This window comes from Thermococcus sp. LS1 (assembly GCF_012027395.1).
Lineage (GTDB): Archaea > Methanobacteriota_B > Thermococci > Thermococcales > Thermococcaceae > Thermococcus.
On record NZ_SNUJ01000001.1, the window covers coordinates 576,490 to 602,501 of the forward strand.

Genomic DNA, 26,012 nt, shown 5'->3' on the forward strand with positions numbered 1-26,012 from the left:
GAGGAAGGAGGATGGAAGGAGCAGAGCTGATCATTCAGGAGATAAACAGGGAGGCGGAGCAGAAGATACAGTATATACTCAGCGAGGCTCAAAAGGAAGCGGAGAAGATTAGGGAGGAAGCGAGAAAGAGGGCCCAAGCCAGAGCCGAGTGGATACTCAGGAAGGCCCAGACCCAGGCCGAGATAGAAAAGCAGCGTATAATAGCCAACGCCAAGCTTGAGATAAGAAAGAAGAGGCTCGAAGTTCAGGAGGCCCTCATCCAGGAGGTCATAACGGCCCTCCGCGAAAGGCTCGCCGAACTTCCTGAGGAAGAGTACTTCCCGATGCTCGTCGATTTAACCCTCAAGGCTGTCGAAGAGCTTGGAAGCGACAGCGTCGTCGTGAAGTCCAACGAGAAGACCATTGAGCTGCTCAGAGGAAGACTCGAAGAGTTCAAGAAGGCCCTCGCTGAAAAGCTCGGAAGGGACGTTGAGGTTACCCTCGGTGAACCGATTACCACAATCGGCGGCATCCTCGTCGAGATCCCCGACGGAACCGTTAGGGTAGACAACACCTTCGAGGCCAGGATAGAGAGGTTTGAGGGCGAGCTCAGGGCGGCGATAGCCAAGGCTCTCTTCGGGTGAGGCTAATGGAGACAGGAGCGGTAACTGGAATCCTCAACACTACTCTGGCGGTGGTGTTTACCTGGGTGGGCTACAAGACGGCGAGGATAGTCTGGAAGTATACTCCCTACTCCTATCCGAACGCAAGGATTAAGGCCATGGAAGCGAAGCTCCTCAGCGAGCAGAGGTTCAACGAATTGGCCGAGAGCAGAACCCTCAACAACTTCGTGGTCAGCCTGGAGGACACCGACTACAAGGACTACCTTGCGAGCGTTTCAAGCTACACCGTTGAGGAGATTGAGAGGGCCTTGGAGAGAGCTTTGGCAGGCACCTACGAGTTAATGGTCACTATCCTCCCGAAGAGGGTTAACCCATTCTTTAGGCTCCTTCTGGAAGAGTGGGACGTCAGGAACATAACCAGCGTCATCAAGGCGAAGATGGTAAACGAACCGGCGAGCGACTACGTCGTCGAGATTGGCACAATGCTTCCCAAGGTTAAAGCTATGGCAGAAGCAAAGACCATGGAGGAGATACTCGTCATACTGGAGGGCACACCCTACGAGGAGCCATACCAGAAGCTCCTGCTCGGCGAGATTTCCCTTAAGGAGTTTGAGACTGAGCTCTACAGGATGCACTACGCTAAGCTCTTGAACTACGCTCTCTCGAAGAAGGAGGACGAGAGGATTATCCTAGAGGAGTTCATCAGGCTCAAGATCGACAAAACCAACATACTCACAGTGCTGAGAGCGAAGACTGCGAAGATGGGTGCAGAAGAGATAAAGCCGCTTATAATACCCGGTGGAACGATTAAGCTCGACTCAATACTCCACGTCGATGACCTGAGCATGGCCTTAGCCGAACTTGACTCCACCAGGTACGGGGCGGTAATCAGGGACGTCAGAGAGGAAGTCGAGAGGGACTTAAGTGTTCTCGAGAGGGCACTTGATAGGCACATAAGGGAGAGGATGAACGAGCTTACCCGCTTCTACCCGCTCAGCGTGGCGACACCTCTAAGCTACATCCTTCAGAAGGAGCGGGAGGTCAGGAAGCTCAGGGCTATTGCGAAGCTCATAGATGACGGAGTTGAGCCAGAGAGGATAAAGGAACTCGTGGGTGATGCCGCATGAAGATAGCGGTGCTCGGAGACAAGGACACGGCTTTGGGCTTCAAGCTCGCCGGCGCTCACGAAGTTTACTCCTTTGAGGACACTCCACTCGACATGGAGAGGCTGAAGAACAAGCTCAATGAACTTGTTGAGAGGGAAGATATCGGGATAATCCTGATAACCGAGAGATTCGTCCAGAAGATTGAGCTTCCCGACGTTACGTTTCCAATCATCCTTCAGGTGCCGGACAAATCCGGCTCCAAGTTCGGGGAAGAGGCAATTAAGGAGATAGTTAGAAGAGCCATTGGTGTTGAGCTGAAGAGGTGAAGGAAATGGGAAGGATAATTCGTGTTACGGGCCCACTCGTCGTGGCTGATGACATGAAGGGCGCTAAGATGTACGAGGTCGTCAGGGTCGGCGAAATGGGACTCATCGGAGAAATCATTCGTCTTGAGGGAGATAAGGCGGTCATCCAGGTCTACGAGGAAACGGCAGGCATAAGGCCGGGCGAGCCGGTCGAAGGAACCGGTGCTTCGCTCAGTGTCGAGCTTGGTCCCGGACTGCTCACCGCAATGTACGACGGTATTCAGAGGCCACTCAACGTTCTGAGGGACCTCAGCGGAGACTTCATAGCGAGAGGCCTTACCGCCCCGGCCCTTCCGAGGGACAAGAAGTGGCATTTCACCCCGAAGGCCAAGGTCGGCGACAAGGTCGTCGGCGGAGACATCCTCGGTGTAGTGCCGGAAACCAGCATCATCGAGCACAGAATTTTGGTTCCGCCCTGGGTCGAGGGTGAGATTGTCGAGATTGCTGAAGAGGGCGACTACACCGTCGAGGAAGTCATTGCAAAGGTCAGGAAGCCCGATGGAACCATCGAAGAGCTCAAGATGTACCACCGCTGGCCGGTCCGTGTCAAGAGGCCCTACAAGAACAAGCTCCCGCCGGAGGTTCCGCTTATCACCGGCCAGAGAACCATCGACACCTTTTTCTCCCAGGCCAAGGGTGGAACTGCTGCCATTCCCGGTCCGTTCGGTTCAGGAAAGACCGTTACCCAGCACCAGCTTGCCAAGTGGAGTGACGCCCAGGTCGTCGTTTACATAGGCTGCGGTGAGCGCGGAAACGAGATGACCGACGTCCTTGAGGAGTTCCCGAAGCTCAAGGATCCGAAGACCGGAAAGCCGCTCATGGAGAGAACCGTCCTCATAGCCAACACCTCGAACATGCCCGTCGCTGCGCGTGAGGCTTCCATCTACACCGGAATCACCATCGCCGAGTACTTCCGCGACATGGGCTACGACGTCGCTCTCATGGCCGACTCTACGAGCAGGTGGGCTGAGGCACTCCGTGAGATTTCCGGCCGTCTCGAGGAGATGCCCGGTGAGGAAGGTTATCCGGCCTACCTTGCCAGTAAGATCGCCGAATTCTACGAGCGTGCCGGTCGTGTCATAACCCTCGGAAGCGACGAGAGGATTGGAAGTGTTTCCGTCATCGGTGCAGTCTCGCCGCCGGGTGGAGACTTCAGCGAGCCAGTCGTTCAGAACACCCTCCGTGTCGTCAAGGTCTTCTGGGCTCTCGATGCTGACTTGGCCAGGAGGAGGCACTTCCCGGCAATCAACTGGCTGAGGAGTTACTCGCTCTACATCGACTCCATCCAGGACTGGTGGCACAAGAACGTTGACCCTGAGTGGAGGGCAATGAGGGATAGGGCCATGGAGCTCCTTCAGAAAGAGGCCGAGCTCCAGGAGATTGTCAGGATTGTCGGTCCGGATGCTCTGCCGGACAGGGAGAAGGCCGTCCTCATAGTCGCCAGGATGCTTCGTGAGGACTACCTCCAGCAGGATGCCTTCGACGAGGTCGACACCTACTGCCCGCCCAAGAAGCAGGTAACTATGATGAGGGTTATCCTCAACTTCTACGAGAGGACCATGGAGGCCGTTGACAGGGGCGTTCCAGTCGACGAGATAGCCAAGCTCCCGGTCAGGGAGAAGATAGGTCGTATGAAGTTCGAGCCAGAGATTGAGAAGGTTGCCGCACTGATAGACGAGACCAACGCTCAGTTTGAGGAGCTCTTTAAGAAGTATGGGGCGTGATGCTCATGCCGGGAATGGAGTACTCAACCGTTAGCAAGATTTACGGGCCGCTCATGATAGTACAGGGCGTTAAGGGAGTCGCCTACGGTGAGGTCGTTGAGATAGAGACCGAGAGTGGCGAGAAGAGGAAGGGACAGGTTCTCGAGGCAAGGCAGGACATGGCTATCGTCCAGGTCTTCGAGGGAACTAGAGACCTCGACATAAAGACAACCCGCGTAAGGTTCACCGGCGAGACGCTGAAGGTTCCGGTCAGCATGGACATGCTCGGAAGGGTGTTCAACGGTATCGGTAAGCCCATCGACGGCGGCCCTGAAATCATTCCTGAGGACAGGCGTGACGTCCACGGTGCTCCCCTTAACCCTGTCGCCCGTGCCTATCCGAGGGACTTCATCCAGACCGGTGTTTCGGCCATCGACGGAATGAACACGCTCGTCCGCGGCCAGAAGCTGCCTATCTTCAGCGGCTCAGGTCTTCCCCACAACATGCTGGCTGCACAGATAGCCAGACAGGCAAAGGTTCTCGGCGAAGAGGAGCAGTTCGCCGTCGTCTTCGCTGCGATGGGTATTACCTACGAGGAGGCCAACTTCTTCAAGAAGAGCTTCGAAGAGACTGGAGCAATAGAGAGGGCAGTCCTGTTCCTCAATCTCGCCGACGACCCGGCAATCGAGCGTATCATCACCCCGCGTATGGCACTCACCGTTGCCGAGTACCTCGCCTTCGACTACGACATGCAGGTTCTAGTTATCCTCACGGACATGACCAACTACGCTGAGGCCCTTCGTGAGATCTCCGCCGCCCGTGAGGAGGTTCCGGGTAGGCGTGGCTATCCAGGTTACATGTACACCGACTTAGCCACCATCTACGAGCGTGCCGGTCGTGTGAGGGGCAAGAAGGGAAGCATTACCCAGATGCCTATCCTCACCATGCCCGACGATGATATCACCCACCCGATTCCAGACCTCACCGGTTACATCACCGAGGGCCAGATAGTCCTCAGCAGAGAGCTCTACAGGAAGGGTATCTATCCACCAATCGATGTCCTTCCGAGCCTCAGCCGTCTGATGAAGGACGGTATCGGTAAGGGCAGGACCAGGGACGACCATCCGCAGCTCAGCCAGCAGCTCTACGCCGCCTATGCCGAGGGTAGGTCCCTCAGGGATCTCGTCGCAGTCGTTGGTGAGGAAGCCCTTAGCGAGACCGACAGGAAGTACCTCAAGTTCGCCGACCGCTTTGAGAGAGAGTTTATCGCCCAGCGCTACGACGAAGACAGAAGCATCGAAGAGACCCTTGACCTCGGTTGGGAGCTCCTTGCTGAGCTTCCGGAGAGCGAGCTGAAGCGTGTCAGGAAGGAGTACATCCTCAAGTACCACCCCAAGTACAGGAAGAGGGAGGGCTGACCTCCCTTCAACCTTTAGGTGGTCGAGATGGCAGAGCTGCTCAACGTCAAGCCGACCCGTATGGAGCTCCTGAACCTCAAGAGGCGCATTAAGTTAGCCAAGAAGGGCCACAAGCTCCTCAAGGACAAGCAGGACGCCCTTATCATGGAGTTCTTTACCATCTACGACGAGGCCCTAAGCCTCAGGGAAGAGCTCGGCAGGAAGATGGAGGAGGCCTTCAAGGCCCTCCAGATGGCGGAGATAGACGTCGGAATGCTCCGCCTTAAGGAGATAAGCCTGAGCGTTGAGCCCAACAAGGAAGTTGACATCAAAAAGAGGAACGTCATGGGCGTTTCAGTTCCCCTTATAGAGGCGGAATCCTTCAGGAGGAGCACCAGCGAGAGAGGGTACGCCTTTGTCTCCAGCTCGCCGAGGGTTGACTTGGCCGCGGAGAAGTTCGAGGAAGTGCTTGACCTCGCCGTCCGTCTCGCTGAAGTCGAGGAAACCCTCAAGAGGCTCGCCAGAGAGATTGAGGTCACTAAGAGGCGTGTCAATGCGCTCGAATACATCATTATCCCGAGGATGGAAGCTACCGTCAAGTTCATCAAGCAGCGCCTCGACGAGATGGAGCGTGAGAACTTCTTCAGGCTCAAGCGCGTTAAGGCCCTCATCGAGGCTAGGGCACAGGCCGAGGGTTCATGAAAACCCTTTTATTTCTCGCCTCCCTTCTTTTAACGGTGGTGGCATGACAGTTAAGCTGTTCTACGAAAACCCCTATCTCTGGGAGGCTGGAGCTACAGTTCAGAAGGTCGAGACTGACGGAGAGAAAGTCAAGATTCTCCTCGACAGGACGATATTCTACCCCGAGGGCGGTGGTCAGCCCTCTGACCGGGGCTGGATACTCGGTGAGGACTTTAAGATAGAGGTGACTCACGTTTCCGGCAAAGATGAGATATGGCACGAGGGCAAGCTCAATGGCAGACTCCCAGAAGTTGGGGAGCCTGTGAGACTCCTCCTCGACGCTGAGTGGCGTTACGAGAACATGCGCCAGCACACCGGCCAGCACATTCTTTCTGCAGTTTTCAAAGAGCTCTGCGATGCCAACACAACCGGTTTTCAGATATTTGAAGACTATAACAAGATTGAGATAGACTACCCCGGCGAACTCACCTGGGAAATGATTTTTGAGGTCGAGAAGAAGGCCAACGCCATTGTCTGGTTCGACCTGCCCGTTGAGGTCGAAGTTTACGAGGAGCTCCCCGATAAACTGAAGGGTAAACTTAGGAAGGAGCTCTCTGACAAGGTCACGCCTCCCATAAGAATAGTGAGTGTTCCAGGTGTCGATGTGATTCCCTGTGGTGGCATACATGTAAAAAGCACACGGGAAGTTGGGATAATCAAGGTTGTGAACTTCTACAGAAAGAGCAAGAAACTCTGGCGCATAGAGTTTGTGGCTGGAAACCGGGCCCTCAAATACCTTAACAAGCTCCTAGCTGACTACTGGGAGAGTCTCGATGAGATGCCCAACAAGAACCGCCCCCTCGTTGAGCGTGTAAAGGATCTCAAAGCGGAGCTCGATAAACTCGAGGATGAAAAGGATAATCTAAGGAAAGAACTGTGGGAGTGGAAGGCAAAGGCTTTGCTCGATAGGGCCGAGGAGATTGGTGGGGTGAGGATTGTCTCCCACATTGAGAGTGCCGACATGAAGGACGCTCAGGCCTTCGTGGTTTACCTCGTCGACAAGAACCCTAGAACAATCGCTCTCGTTGTAGGAAAGAACTACGTAATCTTCGCCAAGAACAGGGACGTGGAAGGGATATCGATGAACGAGCTCCTTAAGGAAGTCCTCGCCAAAGTTGGCGGTGGCGGAGGTGGGAGCGAGGTGCTGGCAAGGGGAGGTGGATTTAAACTCCCACCAGAGGACGTTCTGAGAACAGCTCTGAACGTTCTGAAAACTTACCTTTCGTGATGCTATCCCCTCTTTTTCTTCACGACTTGTGGCTACTTTCTCAGGCTTTAGTCTAATGTAAAACTTTATAAGCGTTGTTGAGAATTTTTACTTATCGAAGTCACAACTAAATTCGCTCTCTGGTTCCGGAGGTGATTTCTTGCCCCTCCGAAGGATGGCCCTCAGGTATGTTATAGTCACTCTGCTAGTGGCCATAGTTGTTGGCTATTCAATAAAGAGCATGGTCGAGATGAGGGCTCAATACGAGGCCGTTGGCTTCTTTCAGTACGATCCCCGGGCCCAAGTTGTCGTAGAGGAAGCGAAGAAGCTTGGAATGGACCCCATCGATTACTACATGAAGTACATAGCTCCAAAGAATCATCCAGAGTTGGAGATGTCTATCCTGCGCATTGGGCTTGAATACATGTGGAACTCTATAATCGATACCGGAAAGCTGTCGGGCAGGTTCAGCAGGTGGAACTACCTTTACGGGCCGGTTCAGCCTAATTGGGGTTACGTCTACAGGACGCTCATTTTCCTCATTCTGGCCGAGATTGCTGTTGTCATCTCCGCACTTTTTCTGTCGTTTAGGGCAGTTAAGAGCGAACGCTTCTATGATTTCCTTCAGATGGCGGCGAGAACGTTCAACGGCATACCTGTATGGTTCTTTGTGGTTCTCTTTTTCCTCCTCATAATATACTCCCCCCTTCCCTCGGATCTCGCCAACGGCATCAGGGGCTCAGGCTGGGACATGCTGGTTTACTTCGTTTTCCCGGTTCTCTCCGTTTTACTCGTTGCCTCTTGGGGGCTCGCTGAGGGCATCACGGTGGTCATGAGAGAGGAGTTCGACCAGCCTTACGTTGAGGCCAAGCGGGCCATGGGACTGTCTGAGAGACGAGTTAAGAAGCACGTTATTCGAGCTTCCATAGTTCCAGTGATGCACGTCTGGCTCCAGAATTTTATCGAGATACAGACTCTCGTTCTGGTCGTTGACTATCTCTTCAAGCTCGGCGGCCTGGGATTCCTTCTGAGCAATACGCTGATTATAACCCCGGACAACGTGTGGTTCTATTCCATGACCTTTGCATTTATAGTAACTGTGCTGGTGCTTCTGAACTTCATCGCCTCTATGGCTGTGGAGCTGTTCTCGATAAAACTGGAGCCGAGGGGGGTGCAATGAAGCGGAAGATCGGAGCACTTATACTCGTTGCGTTCTTTCTCTTTACCACGGTCTCCTATGCCACCATCGACAGGATGAAGCTTGAGAACTGGGACAACTATCTCTTCTGGGTGGACTATCCAAGGGGTGCCAAGCCAGTCTGGCTCGGGGATGACCCGAGTACCATCAGCTTCACTGGGCGGGCTGATTACACTGTGAAAGACAAACAACCGAGCAACATACTCCTGCGCGGTTACGGCAACGTTACGCTGACCGTATTTCGGCCCGACGGGAGGGTTGTCCGGCTTAGAATGGAGATAAACGGCACCACCAGCGTTAACTCGGATACAGACCTCGCCCTCCAGGTCATACGCTTCGCCATTGAGGAGCTCGGCTTCAGGAGGGAGGATCAGGCCTTCTTTACGCCGACGCAGATGATATTCTCTGACGAAAACAAAAAGCCCCTCCATGGAACCTACACGATTCAGGTCATCCCTGAGAGTGTTGAGGTAACCGTTGTCGGAGACACCTATGGATTTCTTGGTACCGATTACAAGGGCAGGGACCTGTGGGTGGGCTTCGTGGGTTCGACTGTCAACACGATAACGCTGGCCATTATAACGACAGTTTTCGTGATAATCTTTGGACTAGTTTTGGGTCTTACCTCTGGCTATTATGAGAACCGGCTTGGAGACGCGGTGTCTGTGCTCCTGGAGGCCCTTAACTCGATTCCCTACCTTCCACTGGCGATTATCTTGATCTTCGTGCTTTCCTCCACAGGCTCCCACGGGAAGCTCCAGATAGGCACCATTGAGCTGGCGGTTATACTGGCCATCCTCCTTGTTGGAAAGTTTGCAAGCTCGGTTAAGGGCATCGTCATGCACGAGAAGGTTCAGGAGTACATAGAATCTGCAAAGGCTCTCGGCGCCAGTGACCTGGCCATAGTAAGGCGCCACATCATGAGGGCCGTTGTCCCTTACGCACTCTCATACTCCACACTGCTCTTCGCCCAGATGATAGCGGTGATCTCGATACTTGGCCTGTTCCAAATAATCCCCGGAGTGAACTGGGGTTCTTTCGTGGCTGAGGCCTTCAGCCAGAGCGCCATCTACACTCTCTGGTGGTGGCCCCTATCTCCTTCAATCGCGATAGTTATCGTTAGCATAGGGCTGACACTGGTCTCGAATAGCTCATCTGGTTAGGAACTCCTCTTCCATGCTCATGTTTATCAGCACGAATGCCATTGCGAAGAGCGCCAAAGCGGCTCCAATCGGCACTACTATCCACCATGCCATGCTGAAGAGCTGGTTCTCCGTTATCATGTTTCCGAGCAAGGTTCCCGCTTGCTCTTCAGGGCGGAGAGGAGATCATATATCCAGTCCAAGCTTGGAGTACACGAGCTTCCTCTGCTTCTCAGGCACTTCGGGCTTCGCCACTTCCCTCTCGGCTTTCTCCCTATCCAGCAGGCCGTAGCGGACAAGGGCAGCTATCCTTCTATGCTCGAAGCTGTGGCCGTGCTTCTCCCAGTAGCGCTCGAGAGCGGGCCCGAGAACGAGGCAGTTGGTGGTGTATCCTGTCAGGCTTGGGAACTCGAAGGGGAGCTTTTCGAGGATTTTCAATCTCTCTCTTTCCGGCATCAGGCTCAGCAGTCTTATCTGCATCACACCGCCGCTCATGAGCCTGTAGGGATGATGTCCAAAGGGAAGCTCGTGTCCAGTGATTATGTAGCGGTAGCCCTTTTTGAGGGCGTATTTTCTGAGCCTCTCCATAGTCCTCTTGGAGCAGCGCCTGCAAGGTGACTCCGCCTTTAACAGAGCCTCCCTGAAGATGTCGGAATAGTCGTAGCGCAGAATTCTGAAGGGGACGTTGAGGTGCTCGGCTATTCTCTTAGCGTTCTCTATTGCCTCTTCCGCCATGAGTCCGTGGTCTATCATGACAGCCTCAAGTTCTGGAACTTTGTAGACTTCTTTAGCAAGATAGAGAGCCACTGTGCTGTCTTTACCGCCTGAGAAGGCGAGAATGGCTTTATCGACCTTTTTCATTAAATCATCGAGCTCTTGCCTTATGGCCTCTCTGTTGAAGGGGTGCCTCAGGTAGACCTGACACTCCCTGCATATCGGCTTTCCGTCGAGGATATCTATCCTCGCTGTTCTCTCGTCGTGGATGCAGAGTGAGCACTTGAGCATGATGGGAAAAAAGAAGGGCAGTTTAAAAAACTACCTTCTGAAGAATTTTCCCTCTTTGAGGAGTTCCTTTCTGGGAAGCTTTGACCGTGCCTTTTCCCCAACCTTTTTGACTTTTTGTCTTCCTGTTCTGCCTGTGAAGAAGCCCACAGTTATCATTGCGTTTCTTAGGAGTATTCCCTGGTTGTTTCTAGTTATGAGCCACCCGAAGAGCACTCCAAAAGCCAAGCCCCCCAGCCAGAGGAGTATGATGAAGCTGTTGGCACTCATACCGTTGGAGTTGAGCGTCATGGAGAGGGTCTTGTACACCAAAGCGAAAGCTACCACAAAAATAGTTTCGGTGAGAATGGACAGCTGGGTAGCCTTTCCAACGAGGACCAGAACTCTACTATCATCGGTGTACTGCTCTATGAGCCGGGTATCGTGGAGGCCATAAACGAGGGTTCTCGTTATGTTTGCCCCGCTCCTGAAGGCAAGGAAGCCGAATATCGCTGCAATCCAGCTGGCGTTCTTCAGCTGCCAGAAGGCCCAAGCCCCAACCGCTATCCAGACAATGGTATAAAACTTTTCCAGACCCTTCTTTTCGTTTTCGGGTATCTCAAGCCTGAGCAGCTTTCTCCACGTCATTCTGGCTATGCTACTAAAGAGCCTGATGAATATGATCATAACATTAATCAGGAGAAATCCCAGCAGGAAAAACCACGCAAGAATCTCATGGAGCATGGGGCTCACCGAAGGGTGTCTTAGAAAATAAAGATACTTAAAACTTGCGAGTGGTAACTAAAGAAGCCGCTTCCTCTTCACAAGGGGGGCAACGTCTCTTGCAATCCTTCTCGCGCTGAAGAGCGTCAGTGGATCCATTGTCCGATATATCGCCAGCTGACAGCCGCTTATGCGGACGTCTATGTATTTCTTCGCCTCCATTGCGGCCTTGAGGTACTCCCGGATACTTTCGGCTCTCTCAAAGTCGAGGCCCGCTTTCCTCAGCCGCTCAACGTTCAGCTCGTGCACCGTCAGCGGTTGGAGCATCATCTCATCCACGCCAAGTGAAGCTGCTAATTCGGCTATCTTTGGTATGTCCTCGTCGTTTATTCCCGGCATGAATATCGTCCTAACGATGGAGCGGACGGATTTATCTCTCCCAACTATTCTGAGCGCGTTGACGACGTTGTCGAAGGTGTCGGCGTTGGTTATCTTGAGGTGCTTCTCTCTGCTCGCCGCATCTAGGCTTATCATCACCAGGTCAAAGTCCAGCTTTTCCCAGAGCTCTTCGGTCAGAAGCGAGCCATTAGTCTGGAGGTCGAGCCTTGCCTCCGGAAACCTCTCGCGGAGCATTCTGTTGACTTCTACGATCCTTGGTGATATCAGCGGCTCACCGTACTGCGAAACCGTTATTGCCTTGGGGTTATCCCAGCCGTAATAGCCTGGTTTAGGAGCTTTCCCGAGTTTTACGGCTACATTTGAATAACAGAAGATGCAGTCGTGGTTGCACGCTGGAGTTAATTCGTAACTTGGGTGGTGGACAGGGTTTGGATTGCTCAAATCTAGCCCCTGACAGAACCGACAGTGAGAAGGATAAGCCAAATCGTCCACAAACTTCTTTAAAAGCCTAGCCTCTTCGTTCTCCAGAATCTGAGGCTCAACGCCCATTTTTCTCGCGAATTCTTCCCACGAATACTTCACGGTTCTCACCGAGGGCGGAGGAGAAAAGGAGTTTAAAAATATGATTGGTCAAAGAAGTCCCATGAGCTTGGAACCATCAAAGACTGGACCGTCCCTGCACACTAGATATGGGCCAAGGTTGCAACTGCCGCACACCCCGATGCCGCACTTCATGTATCTCTCCGCGGAAACTTGGACGTTTCTGTAGTCCATGACACGCAATACTGCTTTTAGCATGGGTTCTGGGCCGCAGGTATAGACCTGGTCAAGCTCCTCCTTCCTTTCGGCCAGAACATCAGTGGGAAAGCCTCTCCTACCGGCCGAGCCATTGTCAGTGGTTATTATCAGCTCGTCCACGTAGTTCTCGATATCCATAAGTGCGAGCTCTTCCTTTGTTCTGGCTCCGTAGATAAGGGTGACCTTCTCGAACCTTCCGGCGTTCTGCTTGGCGAAGGCATAGAGCGGTGGAATCCCTATTCCGCCGCCAATAAGGGCTATATTTCTCCCCTTCGGCTCGAATCCATTCCCGTAGGGTCCGCGGAGCCAGAGATAGTCCCCGGGTTGGAGTTCAAAGAGCCTGTCCGTGAACGGTCCAACGCGCTTGACTACTATGAGGTCTTCATCGGCCAGGCTGAACGGCTTCTCACCGACTCCCGGAAGCCAGGCCATCACGAACTGGCCAGCTTTGAAGTCAAATTTTTTCTCGAACCTGAAGGCCTTAACGTCCCTGGCGACGTCCCAAACCTCTCTCAGCTCAACCCGTTCCAGCATCGATTCTAACCCCCTGCGGTTTTCCTATGATTTCATCTTCCTCCATAACAACGCTCCCGCGGAGAACGGTCATCACGACCTTTCCTCTAAGCTTTCTACCCTCCCAGGGGCTCCATTTTGCTTTGGTATAGAACTCCTCGGGCTTAACCACCCACTCGCGCTTCATGTCAACTATCGTGAAGTCCGCGTCTTTGCAAATCTCAAGTCCCTTGTTCCTTATTCCAAATATTATTATTGGATTGGTGTGCATCTTCTCCACGATGTCTTTGAGCTCTATCATTCCCCTGTTCACGGCGTCGAGGAGGAGAGCAACTTCTGTCTCAAGTCCTGGAATTCCAGCTGTCCCGTTTTCTTTATCCTCCTGGGTGTGGGGTGCATGGTCGCTTGCTATAATTGGGATCTTGCTGAAGTTCTTCCACATGAACGCTCTGTCGCTTTCCCCTCTCAGGGGAGGATAAACTTTGAGAAGTGGGTTCCTCTCGTAGTCCTTTCTCATGAGAAAGAGGTGATGGGGTGTCACCTCAAAACTCACCCACGGAAGGTTTTTCTTCATGATTAGATTCATGCCATCGGCTGTCGAGACGTGGCATATGTTGAGAGGCTTTTTCAGCCTTTCCGCTGCTTCGAGAGCTTCTTTTATTGCTCTGACTTCAGCCTCCGGTGGTCTCTCTGGTTTTTCCCGAATTATTCTTGCGTCTTCGGCATGAACGCTGACTATACCGGGCGCACAGGCGTAGTCATTCTCAAAGTCCTCGGAATATATGCCCCCTGTAGAGGCGCCCATGAATATTTTGTAGAAGTCTGCCTGGACTTTTTTCGCCTCTTCGCAGTTTCCGGCGATGAGAAAACTTAGGGCATAGTCCACGCGGGATTTTCTCCTGAGCGCAGCCTCGCGGAGCTCAAAGATCTCCGAGTTAGTTATCGGTGGGTCCGTATTGGGCATGTCAAAAACTGTAGTTATACCGCCGTGTAGGGCTGCCATCGTTCCTGTCCTGATGGTATCTTTTGATTTCTGCCTGAAGTCCCTGAGATGGACATGAACATCTATCAACCCGGGAAGGATGACCTTTCCTCGGTCAATTTGCAGGACATCTTCTCCCCTCAAGTCACCGCGGGAAATTCGGGAAATTCTACCATCGAGAATCCCTATGCTTCCTTCTATCAGTTTCCCATCCTTCAGAAGCTTTCCTTTTAGAACTAGGTCATACATAGTGCCCGCACGGAGATGGAGACCTAAGGATTTTAAGTTTTTTGCCCCTTCGCCTATTTCCCTAACTATCTAAAAGGCAGCTAACGATTTTTTGGGCTTTCCTCATAATTGTGAAATCTTTTTATCGTGATTTACCCCATTTTAACTATCTATTTTTAATAAAACTGTCTCTAAGAGACGCAAATCTAAAATTGGACAACAAAAACTTTGAAACTGGTGATATCTACTAGGGCTGCTTTTTTTCATTAGGGCTACTTTTACAAGAACGTAACCCTTAAATAGGCTTTCAATGTATATTGTCATGCCATTATACACCACATATGGCAATATTGCCAAAAAATGAAGGAGGCAGTGGAATATGAAGAAGGCTTTGGGATTGTTTGTTATGGGTTTGATGTTGTTTAGTTTGTTTTTTGTGCGCCCAGTGAATGCAGTGGACTACACCCCCAAGGACATACCGCTTAACAGCGACGAGGCCAAGGCCAGGTTCAAGGCTGACCTCCAGTGGTACCTCCAGTACGGCCACTTCGTGATCAGCAACGGTCCGTACATCCTCGTCATGTACTCTCCGGAGAACCTTTACCTCAAGCTTGAGAAGTTCACCGGTGCGAGGACCGTCTACACCGATACCCTTCCGAAGGATGGATATGCTGATGTTATTGAATACCAGGGTGTCCAGAACCCTGAGAACGTCATCCTCCAGATCGCCAAGGGTGAGTACGACCTTGGTATGTTCGCCTTCCCGGCCGGCAGGTACCAGGGTCTTGGTGCTGACATTCTTGCCAACCTCAACCTGTACAAGAGTGCCAGCTCCTATAACGAGCTGACCTTCAACACCTACCACGACCCGGACAAGGATGCTCCGATCGTCACCGTTGGTGACCAGGTTTACTTCAACCCGTTCGCCATCAGGGAAGTTAGGTTTGCTATGAACTGGCTCATCGACAGGGACTACATCGTCCAGAACATCTACCAGGGTAGCGGTGCCCCGATGCTCGGCTGTATCAGGCCCAGCCACCCGGCCAACAAGTACTTCGAGCCGGTCTACCAGGCCCTTGGAATGACCACCAGTGGCAACGAGGACCTTGCTCTCAAGATGATTGACGATGCCATGAACAAGGCTGCCCAGGAGGTTGCCCAGTACGGTTACACCCTTGAGAAGAAGGATGGAATGTGGTACTTCAACGGTGAGCCGGTTACCCTCAAGTTCATCATCCGTATCGAGGACGAGAGGAAGGAGATTGGTCTCTACGTTGCTGACCTCCTCGAGAAGAAGGTCGGATTCACCGTTGACAGGCTCCTCTGGGACAGGCAGAAGGCCGGTCAGGTTGTCTTCGCCAAGCCGCCCAGCAACTACGAGTGGAACATCTACACCGGTGGATGGGGTACCAGCGGTATCCCAAGCGTTTGGATTGACGACTACACTGCCTGGTTCTACGCTGCCTGGTATGGATACGTTCCGGGTGCCGTCGAGCCGAAGCACGTTAACACTGTGACCGTTGAGGAGGCCCTCAAGTACATCGGCAACGGCGACGTTAACGCCGGCCTCCAGAAGCTCGGTACTGAGTACTACAAGAACGCTGACAGCCTCGGTCCAATGCTCAAGTGGACTGAGGAGGAGCTTACCTACCTGCTGACCTACTTCACTACTGCAGGTGCTAACGAGACCCCGCACATTAACCCGGACCTCATTCCTGCGGAGCCAATCAGGATAACCACCGCCGGCCAGTACTGGGACCTCCAGAAGATAAGCATGCTCATCGGTGTCATGGAGAGCGAGAGGGTCTTCCTCATTGAGACCTGGGAGTTCTACCCGGCCAACAAGCAGAGGGTCGTCAAGATCACCCCCGAGGCTAGCACCGGTATCGGCCAGCGCTGGAGCATCATGACCGCCGAGACCCCGGACAAGCACCTTAAGATTGCCCAGTTCGCTTCAACCGGTGCTATGTTCATGAGCGCCTTCAACCCGGTTGGCGGTCTGAGCGACGTTTACAGCGTCAGGGTCTGGTACCTCATCAGGGACTTTGGCGGTACTACCAACTTTGACGGTATTTACACCCCGTACAGGTGTACCTGGACCCTTGAGAGGGGTGAATTCACAGTTCCGGACGATGCAGTCATCTACAACCAGACCCAGGGTTGGATTGCTGCCAACGCTGGCTCCACTGCCAGCGTTAAGGTCACCGTCAAGTGTGACATCGGCGAATGGCACAACGGCGTGAAGGGCAGCGTTGACGACATCAAGTACTACGTTGCGTTCCTCTACACCTGGGCTTACAAGGACGGCGCTGACGATCCGTACTACGACGAGGGCCTTGGTGGAACTGCCGCTGCACTCCAGAACGTCCTCGGCTTCCAGTGGACCGACGACGGTTACGTTGCCTACGGTACCTACGAGCACCCGCTCGCCGACGACATGACCGCAGGATTCTACATCTTCTACCCGAGCCTCCCGTGGGAGCTCTACTGGGCCATGGGTGAGCTCGTTGCCAAGAGCAAGGAGTACGGCATCGACAAGACCTACTCCTTCAGCAGCGCTGGAGAGGGTATCCTCTGGCTCGACCTCCTCACCAAGGAGCACGTCGACGACCTCGCTACCGTCATGCTGAAGATCTCTGGTCTCACTTGGGACGATGTTACCAAGACTCCGACCACCACCTCACCGGAGACCACCAGCCCAGAGACCACCAGTCCGGAGACTACGACCACCCAGCCTGAGACCACCACGACCACCACTCCGAGCGGAACCAGCACCACCACCTACGTGGTCGTCGGCCTTGTGATAATCATCATCGCCGGCGCGGCCTGGTACTTCACCAAGAAGAAGTGATTTCGTTATTCCCCTCTTTTTTGAATTTTACTTGTTTTCTGGTTGTTATCATTTAATTCTTGGAGTGCACTTCTATGAAAATGTGTACATTTAAGCAGTAAGATATATAAAGTCAGTTTTACAATGCTGAAAAAGATACATCGAACACGAGCAACCTACGTGGGGGTGAAAGGATGGGGTATCTCAAGTACCTTGCGTTTAGAATTGTGAACGCAGTTATCGTTCTCTTGATAGTGACATTTATTATCTCGGCGCTCTTCGTTAAGGTCGCCGAGGAGAGCAACAGGTCAAAAATGTACGAGGAGCTGATGCAGTGGGAAAGGACTGAAGGTGCTAAAATCAAGCAGAGTCAGGGTTTGGAGGCTTTTGAAGCGGCCAAAGCTGCTAAGCAGGCGTCCCTCGAGGAAAAGTATGAGCTGAACATCCCCTACTGGCAGAAGGTATATAATAAAGCGGTTCGTACGTTGAAACTTGACTTCGGAACCACGAGCATGCCCATTTTCGGTACCAACAACGTTTCGGATATCATCAAAGTTGCCGTTCCGAGGAGTGTTCTGCTCTTCACAACTGCGACTATAATAGTCATCATCCTTGGTATCTTCCTTGGAGTCAGGGCAGCCAGACACGCTGGTAGTGTTTTCGACAGGGCTCTGTCTGTCTTCGCGTTGCTCACCTACAGCTTGCCCATGTGGTGGACGGGAATGATGTTCCTGCTCATCTTTGCCTACAAGCTCGGCTGGTTCCCACTGAGCTCGATGTTCGATCCTCAGCTCACTGGCTGGGCCCATGTTAAGGACGTTATTTGGAGGCTCGCCCTTCCGGTCTTCACCTACGTCTTCGTTGTCTTTGGTGGATGGGCTTGGACCACTAGGAACATCATGATTGGTACCCTTCAGGAGGACTTCATCATGGCTGCCAGGGCCAAGGGCATTCCAGAGCGCAAGATCATCTACGGTCACGCTCTCCGTGCTGCTGCTCCGCCGATAGTAACCATGATTATCTTTGCCCTCCTTGGATCGCTCAGTGGTGCAATCATCAGTGAGCTTGTCTTTAACTACCCTGGAATGGGCAGGCTCTACTGGGTCGCTCTTCAGCAGAACGAGACCAATCTCCTCATAGGACTCACGTACTTCTTTACAGTGCTCTATCTTGCCAGCGTTGTCCTAGCGGACATGATATATGGATTCCTTGACCCGCGTGTTAAGGTTGGTGCTTCCGCCAGGATGTGAGGTGATTCACAATGAGATGGGTCGACGTCAAAGAGGGGTTTAGGGAGTTCCTTGATGAGTTCAAGAGGGAGAAGACCGGCATAGCCGGTGTGATTCTCCTCATCCTCCTCGTTATTGTTGCACTTACAGCACCGTACACCACCATGCCTGACCTTCCGGATAAATGGAGGAACTCTCAGTACTGGGAGGATAATCCCAAGAACGTCCCGCCAACATGGTACAACATGTTCACCTCTCAGAAGCTCGTTCCTCAGGAGGTTTACTACGTTAACGACCTCAAAATCAGCCACCCAAGTGATACTCTCACTGTAATCGAAACTGAATACGTCCTGCCCAAGGACTACTACTTCGGACCCCAGGGTATCATTGTTAAGAACATCAACGTGACTCTGAATGATCCTGTCTCTGTTCCAAAGATAAGCGTTTACCTCCAGAGACCGGACGGAAAGACCATCCCGCTTCTCATTAACAAGCAGCTTAGTTCTTCAACCACAATTGCCGTGGGTAGGGACAGCGCTATCTCAACCAATGTTTACATCTGGCTTGTTAACGTAACTGAGGGTAGAGAGATAACGATGTTCGATGTTCCGCTTGAGACAATCCTCATCAGCGACATGGTTGCTCCCCTCTTTGCCAAGGTCGAGCCGGGAATGAACGTTGATGACATCATCGAGAACCCAGAGCCGCTTCCAGGAACTTATAAGCTCATACTCAAGATAGAGAACCCCGCTCCCGACCAGAACAAGGTCATATATGACAACATAAAGATCACATTCCTTGGAAGAACCTACGGAACCATGGGAACTGACTACCTCGGCAGGGACCTGTGGGCTGGCATCATCTGGGGTAGCAGGGTCTCGCTCACAATTGGTATCCTCGTCTCCGTGCTGAGCACAATCATCGGTCTTGTCTACGGAGTTACCAGCGCCTACCTCGGTGGAAACGCCGACGAGTTCATGATGCGTATCAACGAGATATTCGCCTCCATTCCGAGCCTGCCGATACTTATCCTCATAGGTGCCACCGCCGGACACATTACCCTGTGGTTCATAGTGGTGCTGTTGGTCATCTTCGGATGGATGGGAATCGCGAGGATTTCGAGGAGTATGGCACTCCAGATCAAAGAGCAGACCTATATCGAGGCAGCTAAGGCCCTCGGTGCCGGCAACGGCAGGATAATCTTCAAGCACATCCTTCCGCAGCTGCTCCCGTATGCATTCGCCGTCATAGCCCTCAGCGTTCCCGGTGCGGTTATCGCCGAGGCCTCACTGAGCTTCCTTGGTATCGGTGATCCAACGGCCGTTACCTGGGGACAGATACTCCACGCGGCCCAGAATCAGGCGGCAACTACCAAGGGTTACTGGTGGTGGGTTCTTCCACCTGGGCTTGGAATCGCCGTGGTTGGCCTTACCTTCGTGCTTATAGGTACGGCCCTCGATAAGATACTCAACCCGAAGCTCAGGAGGCTGTGAGGTGGTATAAATGGCTAAGAACGTGCTCGAAGTTAAAGACCTCAAGATGTATTACTTCACCAGCAAGGGTGTCGTCAAAGCAGTGGACAACATCACCTTCAACCTCAAGAAAGGTGAGGTGCTGGGACTTGCCGGTGAGAGCGGATGCGGCAAGTCCTCCCTTGGTTTTACTTTAATGGGAATGCCCACTTCGCCAGGGAAGATAGTCAGTGGCAGCATCAAGATAGACGGCAGAGAGATAGTTGGTCTTCCTGAGGATGTGCTCAGGAAAGAAATACGTTGGCAGAAGATATCCATGATATTCCAGGGTGCAATGAACGCTCTCAACCCAGTTTACACCGTTGGTTATCAGATGACCGAGCCCCTTATACTCCACAAGGGTATGGACAAAGACGATGCCCTTGACAGGGCCCAGAAGTACCTTGAGCTCGTTGGCCTCCCACCTGACATCGTCTACCGCTATCCTCACGAGCTTTCGGGTGGTATGAAGCAGCGTGTCATCATCGCCACCGCCCTGCTCCTCGAGCCCGATGTGGTTATAGCCGACGAGCCGACAACGGCACTCGACGTCGTTGTGCAGGCACAGATCATAAACCTCATGAAGAAGCTCAAAAAGGAGCTCGGACTGTCGATGATATTCATCACTCACGACCTTAGCATTCTCGCTGAGATTAGCGACCGCGTTGCGATAATGTACGCCGGTAAGATTATTGAGATAGGCGACAGCGAGAAGATTTACTACGAGCCGGCCCACCCGTACACCCAGAAGCTCCTCGCGGCCATACCGAGGCTTCACGAAGACATTGAGAGGCTCGAGTTCATTCCTGGACAGCCACCCAACCTCATCACCCCGCCAAAAGGGTGCCGCTTCCACCCGAGGTGCCCGTACGCAATGCAGGTTTGTAAGGAGCAGGAGCCCGAACTGAAGGAAGTTGATAAGGATCACTATGCCGCATGCTGGTTGCTGTGAGGTGTGAGAGATGGCGGAGCCGGTACTCAAAGTTGAAAACCTTAAGAAGTACTTCCCAATCAAGAGGGGACTCATCAGCGCGCTCAAGGGTGAGCCTCAGAGGTACGTGAGGGCTGTCGACGGCATAAGCTTTGAGATCGAAAAGCAGGAGGTCTTTGCCCTCGTTGGTGAGAGTGGCTGTGGTAAGTCAACCACGGGTAAGCTAATAGTCAAGCTCCTCGAGCCGACGGAGGGTAAGATATACCTTGAGGGCAGGGACGTTACCGACATCAAGACCAAAGAGGAAATCCTGGATTACAGGAGGCATGTTCAGATAATCTTCCAGGACCCGTTCAGCTCAATGAATCCGCGTTTCAGGATATTTGACATCCTCGAGGAGCCGCTCCTCATACACGGCATTGGCGAAACCAAGGCCGAGCGTGAGGAGCTCATCTACAAGGCCCTTGAGATGGTCAAGATAACCCCGCCAGAGGACTACGTCGGAAGGTTCCCACACATGCTCTCTGGCGGTCAGAGACAGCGTGTCGCTATTGCTAGGGCCCTCATATTGAACCCGACGTTCATAGTTGCCGACGAGCCTGTCTCGATGCTTGACGTTTCCATTAGGGCTGAGATCCTTGAGCTGATGAAGGAGCTCAAGGAGAAGATGGGTGTTACCTACCTTTACATCACCCACGACCTCTCAACGGCCAGATACTTCGCCGACTACATTGCAGTCATGTACCTCGGAAGGATCGTGGAGATGGGTCCTGCTGAGAAGGTCATTGACAACCCGCTTCACCCGTACACTAGGGCACTCCTCGCTGCGGTTCCAGAGCCGAAGCCAGAGAGGAGGAACGTCATCAAGGAGCTTCCAATTAAGGGTGAAGTTCCAAACGCCGCTGAGGTTCCACCGGGATGCAGGTTCCACCCGAGGTGCATCTACGCCCAGAAGGGACTCTGCGACACCAAGCACCCGCAGCTCGTCGAGTACGAGCACAATCACTTTGCAGAGTGCCACCTGGTCGGTAAGTACTGACCTCCCTTCAACTTTTCTTTTAGGTGAGACCCATGGGAACTCTGAAGGAGGCGCTTGGGTATCCTTTTCTGAGGGCCGGCCTGATAATGCTCCTCTTGGCAGTGATAATTTCTGCTATGGGGCTTTATGGGGTTGATAAGTCTTACTCATCCAATGGCACCCTTGGTAAGGGCAGGCATTTTCTTGGAGATGAGGACTTTGAAAAGAGCTACGTCTATTACAACCGCACTCTTATTATCTCTTCATCCAACGCAACCTTCTCCGTAATCCAAGGAAACGTTACAGAAAGATACACTCAGTTAAACGGAACCGTGAAGATAATACCCACGACTCGGCCTGCGATAGACGTTTTTAATGGAACTCTCAACTATACATACACCGTCAGTGCGAAGGACTATCCTTATGCGATTTATTCCCTCATAGCCTTCGTGCTTATGCTCGTGGGAACGGTAATGGCTTTTATAGGTTACACCCAATTCCTTAGGGATGTCAAGGAGGGTAAGAGATGAGGAGTTTGGATTACGATGTTGTGATTGAAAGAATCGTTTCGTTTATCCGAGAGAAGGTCAAGGAGGCAAGGGCAGATGGTGTCGTCGTAGGAGTAAGTGGCGGCATAGACAGTGCCACCACCGCTTATCTAGCCGTTAAAGCTCTCGGCAGGGAGAAGGTCCTGGGCCTAATAATGCCCTACTACGAGAACGGCGACGTTGAAGACGCAGAACTCGTCTGCAAAAACCTAGGAATCGAGTACAAGCTCATAAACATAAGGCCCATCGTGGACGAGTTTGAAAAAGCCGTTGGAGAGCTCGATGTTAAAAGCAAGGGGAACATCATGGCCAGGACGAGAATGATTCTCCTCTATGCTCACGCCAACTCCATGAACCGTCTCGTCCTCGGGACAAGCAACAGGAGTGAGCTTTTGGCAGGTTATTTCACCAAGTGGGGTGATGGGGCGAGTGATTATGCACCGCTCATAAACATCTACAAGACTGAAGTTTGGGAGCTGGCCAAGCGCCTGGGTGTTCCAGAGAAAATTATTCAGAAGAAGCCAACCGCAGGCCTTTGGGAGGGTCAGACCGACGAGGACGAGCTGGGAATAAGTTACAAACTGCTCGATGAGATTCTCTGGCGTCTCGTCGACCTCAAGATGCCTAAAGGGGAGATTGCTGAGGAGCTTGGAATTCCGTTGGAGAAAGTTGAATACGTTGAACTGCTTGTCAAAAGGAGCGAGCACAAGAGACGCCTTCCATCGGGCCCTGAATTCTGAGGTGAGTCCATGAAGAAAGGCTACCTTTTCGTTTTTCTTGCTGCCTCAATGTGGGGGACACTGGGTATCTTTGCCAAGTATCTTGATGGCTTTGGGCTCAGCCCGTTTACAATGGTTTTTTACCGCGTTCTCTTCGCACTTATGTTCCTGGGGGTCTATCTATCCTTTCGAGGTAGCTTCTCCATAGAGCGTTCTCGCCTAAAGTTCTACGCCGCTTACGGCTTTTTCAGCATCTTCCTGTTCTATACTCTCTACTTTTATACGGTCACCATTTCCTCCGTTTCTTTTGCAGTTTTGCTCCTCTATACTGCGCCAGTCTATTCAATAATCTTGGGCAGTCTGATTTTCAGAGAGCCTCTCAAGAGAGAGAAGGTCATCGCGTTGACAATGGTAATGGCTGGTGTTCTCCTCGTCAACTGGGGTGATGTCCAGTTCTCTACGAAGGCCCTTATTTTCGGCCTTCTCACAGGCTTCACCTACGCACTCTACGGCGTTCTCGCCAAGTTAGCCGTCAGAAAGGAAGAGCCTGAAAAGGCACTCTTCTACACTCTGCTTTTTGGTATGATTTACCTTTTACCGTTCGCGGACTTCGGCGTTCCAGCGGGAGCAGTTCCCTACCTCTTCGCGCTCGCGTTCTTCCCGACTTTCCTTGGATACATACTATACAACCGTGCTCTAAAGGAGATAGAGGTCAGCAAGGCCTCAATAGTAGCTACGATAGAGCCAGTCGTTGCCATAATTCTGGCCTTTCTGCTATTTGGGGAAACCCTTACCATAAAACAGCTCGCAGGGGCAGCCCTTATCATAGGCGGCTCGATGCTCATTCACATGAAAGAGGAAGAAAAAACCTGAAGAAGTTGTCCTCGAGGAAGTGCATTAGACGTGGAAGTACCTCTCCAGTTCCCACTCCGTTACCTTTTTCGTCTCCAGTGGCAGCTCCTTTGATTCGAGGTATTCAACGTAGCGTTCCCACTCGAGCTCTTTGTAGGATATGAAGTTTTCGTAGGCCTTTCCGAGGGCCTCTTTGACAACCTTGTCCTTCCTGAGCTCTTCGAGGGCTTCACCCAGGCTTCCGGGTAGTGTATCGATGCCGAGTTCCTCTCTTCTGCTTTCACTCATCTTGTAGACGTTCTCTTCAACGTATGCATCAGGCTCGATCTTCCGCTTAATGCCATCAAGTCCCGCCATCAATATCGCTGCAAACGCGAAGTATGGGTTTGCGCTCGGGTCCGGGCAGCGGTATTCAATCCTTGCACCGTCACCCCAGAAGGCCGGAACCCTTACCAGTGCGCTCCTGTTCCTGTAGCCCCAGCTTATGTAGACTGGAGCTTCATAACCAGGAACCAGACGCTTGTAGCTGTTCACTGTGGGGTTCGTGATTGCAGCTAGAGCCTTTGCGTGCTTGAGTATTCCCCCGAGGAAGTACAGGGCCGTTTCACTGAGCCCATCCTCACCTTTGAAAGCGTTTTCCCCGTCCTTCCAGAGGCTTATGTGGAGGTGCATTCCGTTGCCAGGCATGTCGTAGAGTGGTTTGGGCATGAAAGTCGCGTAGAGGCCGCGCATCTCTGCTATTGCTTTGACGACGTACTTGAAGCTCACGATGTTGTCTGCCGTCTTTAGTGCCTCGTCAAATCTGAAGTCTATCTCGTGCTGAGCCTTCCCAACCTCGTGGTGAAGAACTTCAGGAGTTAGGCCAAAGGATGGCATGTAGAGTGCTATTTCCCTCCTTAGGGCTCTTGCCTTATCGAGTGTAACGAGGTCAAAGTAACCTCCGCTGTCTGGTATGTGGAGTTCCCACGAACCGTTCTTTTTGAATAAGTAGAACTCTGGTTCTGGGCCGATGTAGGCCGTGAACCCCTCCTTTTCGAGCCTTTCCAGGACTTTCCTGAGAACTCCCCTCGGGTCCGCGTGATAGGGCTTTTCATCCTTGTAGATGTAGCCGTAAACTCTGGCTATGCCCTCCCATGGAATTTCGGCGTAGGTGCTCGGGTCTGCCTTGAAGATGAGGTCGCTGTCCTCTATTCCCTGAAAGCCTGGGATTGAGGAACCATCAAAGGTTATTCCATCTGTTACTGCTTCCTCGTACCTGCTCGCCGGTATCTCCATCCCCTTTGGAACCCCATTGATGTCCACGAATATCAGCTGAATGAATCTTGGGGATTTGGTGTAGACTTCATCTGCCCCCTCCACCTTGATAATTTCGTTCATTTTTACCACCATTTACTGTTCTAGTGTTCAGTTTTAATGACAATTTACTGAACGATTTATCCAATAAAAGCATTTTTGTTGAGTTTTTGTCATTATGACGAGGATACGGGGTGTAGAGAGTCGATTGACAGAATTTTGCAGATTTTGTTCACGGTATTTGGATAGATTTACAAATATATGTTAAACAAAGGTTTTTGGGTGTCAAGCGTATGCAAAAATATGCCCACAGCTGAAGACATTCTCAATAGGGAAATCGCCCGAGTGAACCTCCATCTGCCCGCTGCAAGACCTACACTCAGCCAGCTCATTAACGAGGATGAGCCAAAGGTTCGGCTTCGCGATGGCAGCTATCACTACTTCAAACGCTCTGAGCTCGAGTATCTTCGTTCCCTTATAGATGACGGTGAGGAGGATACCTTGAGAGTCCCAATAGTCTTGGAGATAAGCACGACTTACCGGGGATACTTCCGGGTTAGAGGAAGGGTGGAGGTCAAGGTTATAGACAAAATTCTCGGCACATACGATATACTGGAGGACAAAAGTGAGGAACTTTACCCAAGATACCTTCTCCCGAAAATCAGAAAAGCCCTTCCGACGACAACGACATACGCATTCATAGCGGAGTGATGAGTATGAACGAGGACACTAAGGTTCTTCGGGACTATCTCCTCTTTACAGTTCCCCATGTGACGGTGTTAGCCGGGGCACTGCTGGGTGTTCTCCTTCTCCTCGGGGTTAAGCTTAACGTGGCCCTCGGAATCTTCACGATCTTTTACGGGTTCATGCTCCTCATCCTCGCCTTGGTAATCAGGGAACACTTTTCTAAGCTGCTCTGGTACAGGCTTGCGGTGGCTTTTTTTGTTGGTCTGGTTCTTATGGGGCTCCTGCTTCTTTTTTATGGAGAGTAGCCTT

General features: G+C 52.2%; 26 protein-coding genes. 19 read left to right on the forward strand and 7 right to left on the reverse strand.

Annotation, left to right across the window (positions count from 1 at the left end; translation table 11 throughout):
- The first annotated feature begins 11 nt into the window (after window positions 1-11).
- The 9 genes from E3E26_RS03140 (at window position 12) to E3E26_RS03180 (ending at window position 9,482) form a co-directional block, all read left to right on the forward strand.
- A complete protein-coding gene (locus E3E26_RS03140) occupies window positions 12-623 on the forward strand; it encodes a V-type ATP synthase subunit E (protein WP_167899856.1) in 612 nt (203 codons plus the stop codon).
- A gap of 5 nt (window positions 624-628) precedes the next feature.
- On the forward strand, window positions 629-1,729 hold the full coding sequence (locus E3E26_RS03145) for a V-type ATP synthase subunit C (protein WP_167899857.1): 1,101 nt from the start codon (window positions 629-631) through the stop codon (window positions 1,727-1,729).
- Window positions 1,726-2,034: a V-type ATP synthase subunit F gene (locus E3E26_RS03150; RefSeq protein WP_167731170.1), complete on the forward strand. Its 309-nt coding sequence runs from the start codon at window positions 1,726-1,728 to the stop codon at window positions 2,032-2,034. Before E3E26_RS03145 ends, E3E26_RS03150 begins: the two co-directional genes overlap by 4 nt.
- A 5-nt stretch (window positions 2,035-2,039) precedes the next feature.
- A complete protein-coding gene (locus E3E26_RS03155; protein WP_167899858.1) occupies window positions 2,040-3,797 on the forward strand; it encodes an ATP synthase subunit A in 1,758 nt (585 codons plus the stop codon).
- 5 nt (window positions 3,798-3,802) lie between these two features.
- Complete coding sequence (locus tag E3E26_RS03160) at window positions 3,803-5,194, forward strand: ATP synthase subunit B (RefSeq protein ID WP_048055114.1); 1,392 nt, start codon at window positions 3,803-3,805, stop codon at window positions 5,192-5,194.
- A 27-nt stretch (window positions 5,195-5,221) separates the two neighbouring features.
- Window positions 5,222-5,875, forward strand: coding sequence for a V-type ATP synthase subunit D (locus E3E26_RS03165; RefSeq protein ID WP_167731168.1), 654 nt, complete (start codon window positions 5,222-5,224; stop codon window positions 5,873-5,875).
- Window positions 5,876-5,918: 43 nt separating this feature from the next.
- Window positions 5,919-7,142, forward strand: a complete 1,224-nt coding sequence (locus tag E3E26_RS03170) for a DHHA1 domain-containing protein (RefSeq protein ID WP_167899859.1) — start codon at window positions 5,919-5,921, stop codon at window positions 7,140-7,142.
- A 139-nt stretch (window positions 7,143-7,281) separates the two neighbouring features.
- Entirely contained in the window at window positions 7,282-8,301 is a 1,020-nt protein-coding gene (locus E3E26_RS03175) for an ABC transporter permease subunit (RefSeq protein WP_167899860.1), read from the forward strand.
- Window positions 8,298-9,482 carry an ABC transporter permease gene (locus tag E3E26_RS03180; protein ID WP_167899861.1) on the forward strand — a complete coding sequence of 395 codons (1,185 nt, stop codon included), beginning with the start codon at window positions 8,298-8,300 and terminating at the stop codon, window positions 9,480-9,482. Before E3E26_RS03175 ends, E3E26_RS03180 begins: the two co-directional genes overlap by 4 nt.
- Here E3E26_RS03180 and E3E26_RS03185 read toward each other — a convergent pair.
- The 6 genes from E3E26_RS03185 to E3E26_RS03210 all read right to left on the reverse strand — a co-directional run bounded on the left by E3E26_RS03185 (window position 9,471) and on the right by E3E26_RS03210 (window position 14,106).
- Window positions 9,471-9,614, reverse strand: coding sequence for a hypothetical protein (locus tag E3E26_RS03185; RefSeq protein WP_206204307.1), 144 nt, complete (start codon window positions 9,612-9,614; stop codon window positions 9,471-9,473). The two genes, E3E26_RS03180 and E3E26_RS03185, sit on opposite strands and share 12 nt — an antisense overlap.
- 33 nt (window positions 9,615-9,647) lie before the next feature.
- A complete protein-coding gene (locus E3E26_RS03190; protein WP_167899862.1) occupies window positions 9,648-10,466 on the reverse strand; it encodes a 7-cyano-7-deazaguanine synthase in 819 nt (272 codons plus the stop codon).
- Window positions 10,467-10,496: 30 nt separating this feature from the next.
- Window positions 10,497-11,186, reverse strand: coding sequence for a hypothetical protein (locus E3E26_RS03195; RefSeq protein WP_167899863.1), 690 nt, complete (start codon window positions 11,184-11,186; stop codon window positions 10,497-10,499).
- 57 nt (window positions 11,187-11,243) lie between these two features.
- Window positions 11,244-12,113, reverse strand: coding sequence for a radical SAM protein (locus tag E3E26_RS03200; RefSeq protein WP_167900135.1), 870 nt, complete (start codon window positions 12,111-12,113; stop codon window positions 11,244-11,246).
- Between the two features lie 81 nt (window positions 12,114-12,194).
- On the reverse strand, window positions 12,195-12,896 hold the full coding sequence (locus E3E26_RS03205; RefSeq protein WP_167899864.1) for a dihydroorotate dehydrogenase electron transfer subunit: 702 nt from the start codon (window positions 12,894-12,896) through the stop codon (window positions 12,195-12,197).
- Window positions 12,880-14,106 carry a dihydroorotase gene (locus tag E3E26_RS03210; RefSeq protein WP_167899865.1) on the reverse strand — a complete coding sequence of 409 codons (1,227 nt, stop codon included), beginning with the start codon at window positions 14,104-14,106 and terminating at the stop codon, window positions 12,880-12,882. The genes E3E26_RS03205 and E3E26_RS03210 overlap by 17 nt, the downstream gene beginning before the upstream one ends.
- 358 nt (window positions 14,107-14,464) lie before the next feature.
- Here E3E26_RS03210 and E3E26_RS03215 point away from each other — a divergent pair, with 358 nt between their 5' ends.
- The 8 genes from E3E26_RS03215 to E3E26_RS03250 all read left to right on the forward strand — a co-directional run bounded on the left by E3E26_RS03215 (window position 14,465) and on the right by E3E26_RS03250 (window position 23,744).
- Window positions 14,465-16,936, forward strand: a complete 2,472-nt coding sequence (locus E3E26_RS03215) for an ABC transporter substrate-binding protein (RefSeq protein WP_167899866.1) — start codon at window positions 14,465-14,467, stop codon at window positions 16,934-16,936.
- Between the two features lie 173 nt (window positions 16,937-17,109).
- Complete coding sequence (locus E3E26_RS03220; protein ID WP_167899867.1) at window positions 17,110-18,165, forward strand: ABC transporter permease; 1,056 nt, start codon at window positions 17,110-17,112, stop codon at window positions 18,163-18,165.
- An 11-nt stretch (window positions 18,166-18,176) separates the two neighbouring features.
- Window positions 18,177-19,637 (forward strand): ABC transporter permease, encoded by a 1,461-nt coding sequence (locus E3E26_RS03225; protein ID WP_167899868.1) that lies wholly within the window; start codon window positions 18,177-18,179, stop codon window positions 19,635-19,637.
- A 10-nt stretch (window positions 19,638-19,647) separates the two neighbouring features.
- On the forward strand, window positions 19,648-20,607 hold the full coding sequence (locus E3E26_RS03230; protein ID WP_167899869.1) for an ABC transporter ATP-binding protein: 960 nt from the start codon (window positions 19,648-19,650) through the stop codon (window positions 20,605-20,607).
- Between the two features lie 10 nt (window positions 20,608-20,617).
- A complete protein-coding gene (locus E3E26_RS03235; protein ID WP_167899870.1) occupies window positions 20,618-21,625 on the forward strand; it encodes an ABC transporter ATP-binding protein in 1,008 nt (335 codons plus the stop codon).
- Between the two features lie 32 nt (window positions 21,626-21,657).
- On the forward strand, window positions 21,658-22,134 hold the full coding sequence (locus E3E26_RS03240; protein ID WP_167899871.1) for a hypothetical protein: 477 nt from the start codon (window positions 21,658-21,660) through the stop codon (window positions 22,132-22,134).
- The gene (locus E3E26_RS03245) at window positions 22,131-22,892 is read left to right on the forward strand and encodes an NAD+ synthase (RefSeq protein WP_167899872.1); all 762 of its coding nucleotides are present in this window, start codon (window positions 22,131-22,133) and stop codon (window positions 22,890-22,892) included. Before E3E26_RS03240 ends, E3E26_RS03245 begins: the two co-directional genes overlap by 4 nt.
- Before the next feature lie 9 nt (window positions 22,893-22,901).
- The gene (locus tag E3E26_RS03250) at window positions 22,902-23,744 is read left to right on the forward strand and encodes an EamA family transporter (RefSeq protein ID WP_167899873.1); all 843 of its coding nucleotides are present in this window, start codon (window positions 22,902-22,904) and stop codon (window positions 23,742-23,744) included.
- Between the two features lie 24 nt (window positions 23,745-23,768).
- Here E3E26_RS03250 and glnA read toward each other — a convergent pair whose 3' ends face one another.
- Entirely contained in the window at window positions 23,769-25,100 is a 1,332-nt protein-coding gene (gene glnA, locus E3E26_RS03255) for a type I glutamate--ammonia ligase (RefSeq protein ID WP_167899874.1), read from the reverse strand.
- Window positions 25,101-25,319: 219 nt separating this feature from the next.
- Between glnA and E3E26_RS03260 the strand changes: the two genes are divergently transcribed.
- A complete protein-coding gene (locus tag E3E26_RS03260) occupies window positions 25,320-25,727 on the forward strand; it encodes a DUF61 family protein (RefSeq protein ID WP_167899875.1) in 408 nt (135 codons plus the stop codon).
- Complete coding sequence (locus tag E3E26_RS03265) at window positions 25,727-26,008, forward strand: hypothetical protein (protein WP_370520075.1); 282 nt, start codon at window positions 25,727-25,729, stop codon at window positions 26,006-26,008. Before E3E26_RS03260 ends, E3E26_RS03265 begins: the two co-directional genes overlap by 1 nt.
- Window positions 26,009-26,012: the final 4 nt, after the last annotated feature.

What these genes read in the sequence shown, in the direction of transcription:
- E3E26_RS03140 (WP_167899856.1), top strand. Translation starts at nt 12, where the DNA reads ATGGAAGGAGCAGAGCTGATCATTCAGGAGATAAACAGGGAGGCGGAG.
- E3E26_RS03145 (WP_167899857.1), top strand. Translation starts at nt 629, where the DNA reads ATGGAGACAGGAGCGGTAACTGGAATCCTCAACACTACTCTGGCGGTG.
- E3E26_RS03150 (WP_167731170.1), top strand. Translation starts at nt 1,726, where the DNA reads ATGAAGATAGCGGTGCTCGGAGACAAGGACACGGCTTTGGGCTTCAAG.
- E3E26_RS03155 (WP_167899858.1), top strand. Translation starts at nt 2,040, where the DNA reads ATGGGAAGGATAATTCGTGTTACGGGCCCACTCGTCGTGGCTGATGAC.
- E3E26_RS03160 (WP_048055114.1), top strand. Translation starts at nt 3,803, where the DNA reads ATGCCGGGAATGGAGTACTCAACCGTTAGCAAGATTTACGGGCCGCTC.
- E3E26_RS03165 (WP_167731168.1), top strand. Translation starts at nt 5,222, where the DNA reads ATGGCAGAGCTGCTCAACGTCAAGCCGACCCGTATGGAGCTCCTGAAC.
- E3E26_RS03170 (WP_167899859.1), top strand. Translation starts at nt 5,919, where the DNA reads ATGACAGTTAAGCTGTTCTACGAAAACCCCTATCTCTGGGAGGCTGGA.
- E3E26_RS03180 (WP_167899861.1), top strand. Translation starts at nt 8,298, where the DNA reads ATGAAGCGGAAGATCGGAGCACTTATACTCGTTGCGTTCTTTCTCTTT.
- E3E26_RS03190 (WP_167899862.1), bottom strand. Translation starts at nt 10,466, where the DNA reads ATGCTCAAGTGCTCACTCTGCATCCACGACGAGAGAACAGCGAGGATA.
- E3E26_RS03195 (WP_167899863.1), bottom strand. Translation starts at nt 11,186, where the DNA reads ATGCTCCATGAGATTCTTGCGTGGTTTTTCCTGCTGGGATTTCTCCTG.
- E3E26_RS03200 (WP_167900135.1), bottom strand. Translation starts at nt 12,113, where the DNA reads ATGGGCGTTGAGCCTCAGATTCTGGAGAACGAAGAGGCTAGGCTTTTA.
- E3E26_RS03205 (WP_167899864.1), bottom strand. Translation starts at nt 12,896, where the DNA reads ATGCTGGAACGGGTTGAGCTGAGAGAGGTTTGGGACGTCGCCAGGGAC.
- E3E26_RS03210 (WP_167899865.1), bottom strand. Translation starts at nt 14,106, where the DNA reads ATGTATGACCTAGTTCTAAAAGGAAAGCTTCTGAAGGATGGGAAACTG.
- E3E26_RS03215 (WP_167899866.1), top strand. Translation starts at nt 14,465, where the DNA reads ATGAAGAAGGCTTTGGGATTGTTTGTTATGGGTTTGATGTTGTTTAGT.
- E3E26_RS03220 (WP_167899867.1), top strand. Translation starts at nt 17,110, where the DNA reads ATGGGGTATCTCAAGTACCTTGCGTTTAGAATTGTGAACGCAGTTATC.
- E3E26_RS03225 (WP_167899868.1), top strand. Translation starts at nt 18,177, where the DNA reads ATGAGATGGGTCGACGTCAAAGAGGGGTTTAGGGAGTTCCTTGATGAG.
- E3E26_RS03230 (WP_167899869.1), top strand. Translation starts at nt 19,648, where the DNA reads ATGGCTAAGAACGTGCTCGAAGTTAAAGACCTCAAGATGTATTACTTC.
- E3E26_RS03235 (WP_167899870.1), top strand. Translation starts at nt 20,618, where the DNA reads ATGGCGGAGCCGGTACTCAAAGTTGAAAACCTTAAGAAGTACTTCCCA.
- E3E26_RS03240 (WP_167899871.1), top strand. Translation starts at nt 21,658, where the DNA reads ATGGGAACTCTGAAGGAGGCGCTTGGGTATCCTTTTCTGAGGGCCGGC.
- E3E26_RS03245 (WP_167899872.1), top strand. Translation starts at nt 22,131, where the DNA reads ATGAGGAGTTTGGATTACGATGTTGTGATTGAAAGAATCGTTTCGTTT.
- E3E26_RS03250 (WP_167899873.1), top strand. Translation starts at nt 22,902, where the DNA reads ATGAAGAAAGGCTACCTTTTCGTTTTTCTTGCTGCCTCAATGTGGGGG.
- glnA (WP_167899874.1), bottom strand. Translation starts at nt 25,100, where the DNA reads ATGAACGAAATTATCAAGGTGGAGGGGGCAGATGAAGTCTACACCAAA.
- E3E26_RS03260 (WP_167899875.1), top strand. Translation starts at nt 25,320, where the DNA reads ATGCCCACAGCTGAAGACATTCTCAATAGGGAAATCGCCCGAGTGAAC.
- E3E26_RS03265 (WP_370520075.1), top strand. Translation starts at nt 25,727, where the DNA reads ATGAGTATGAACGAGGACACTAAGGTTCTTCGGGACTATCTCCTCTTT.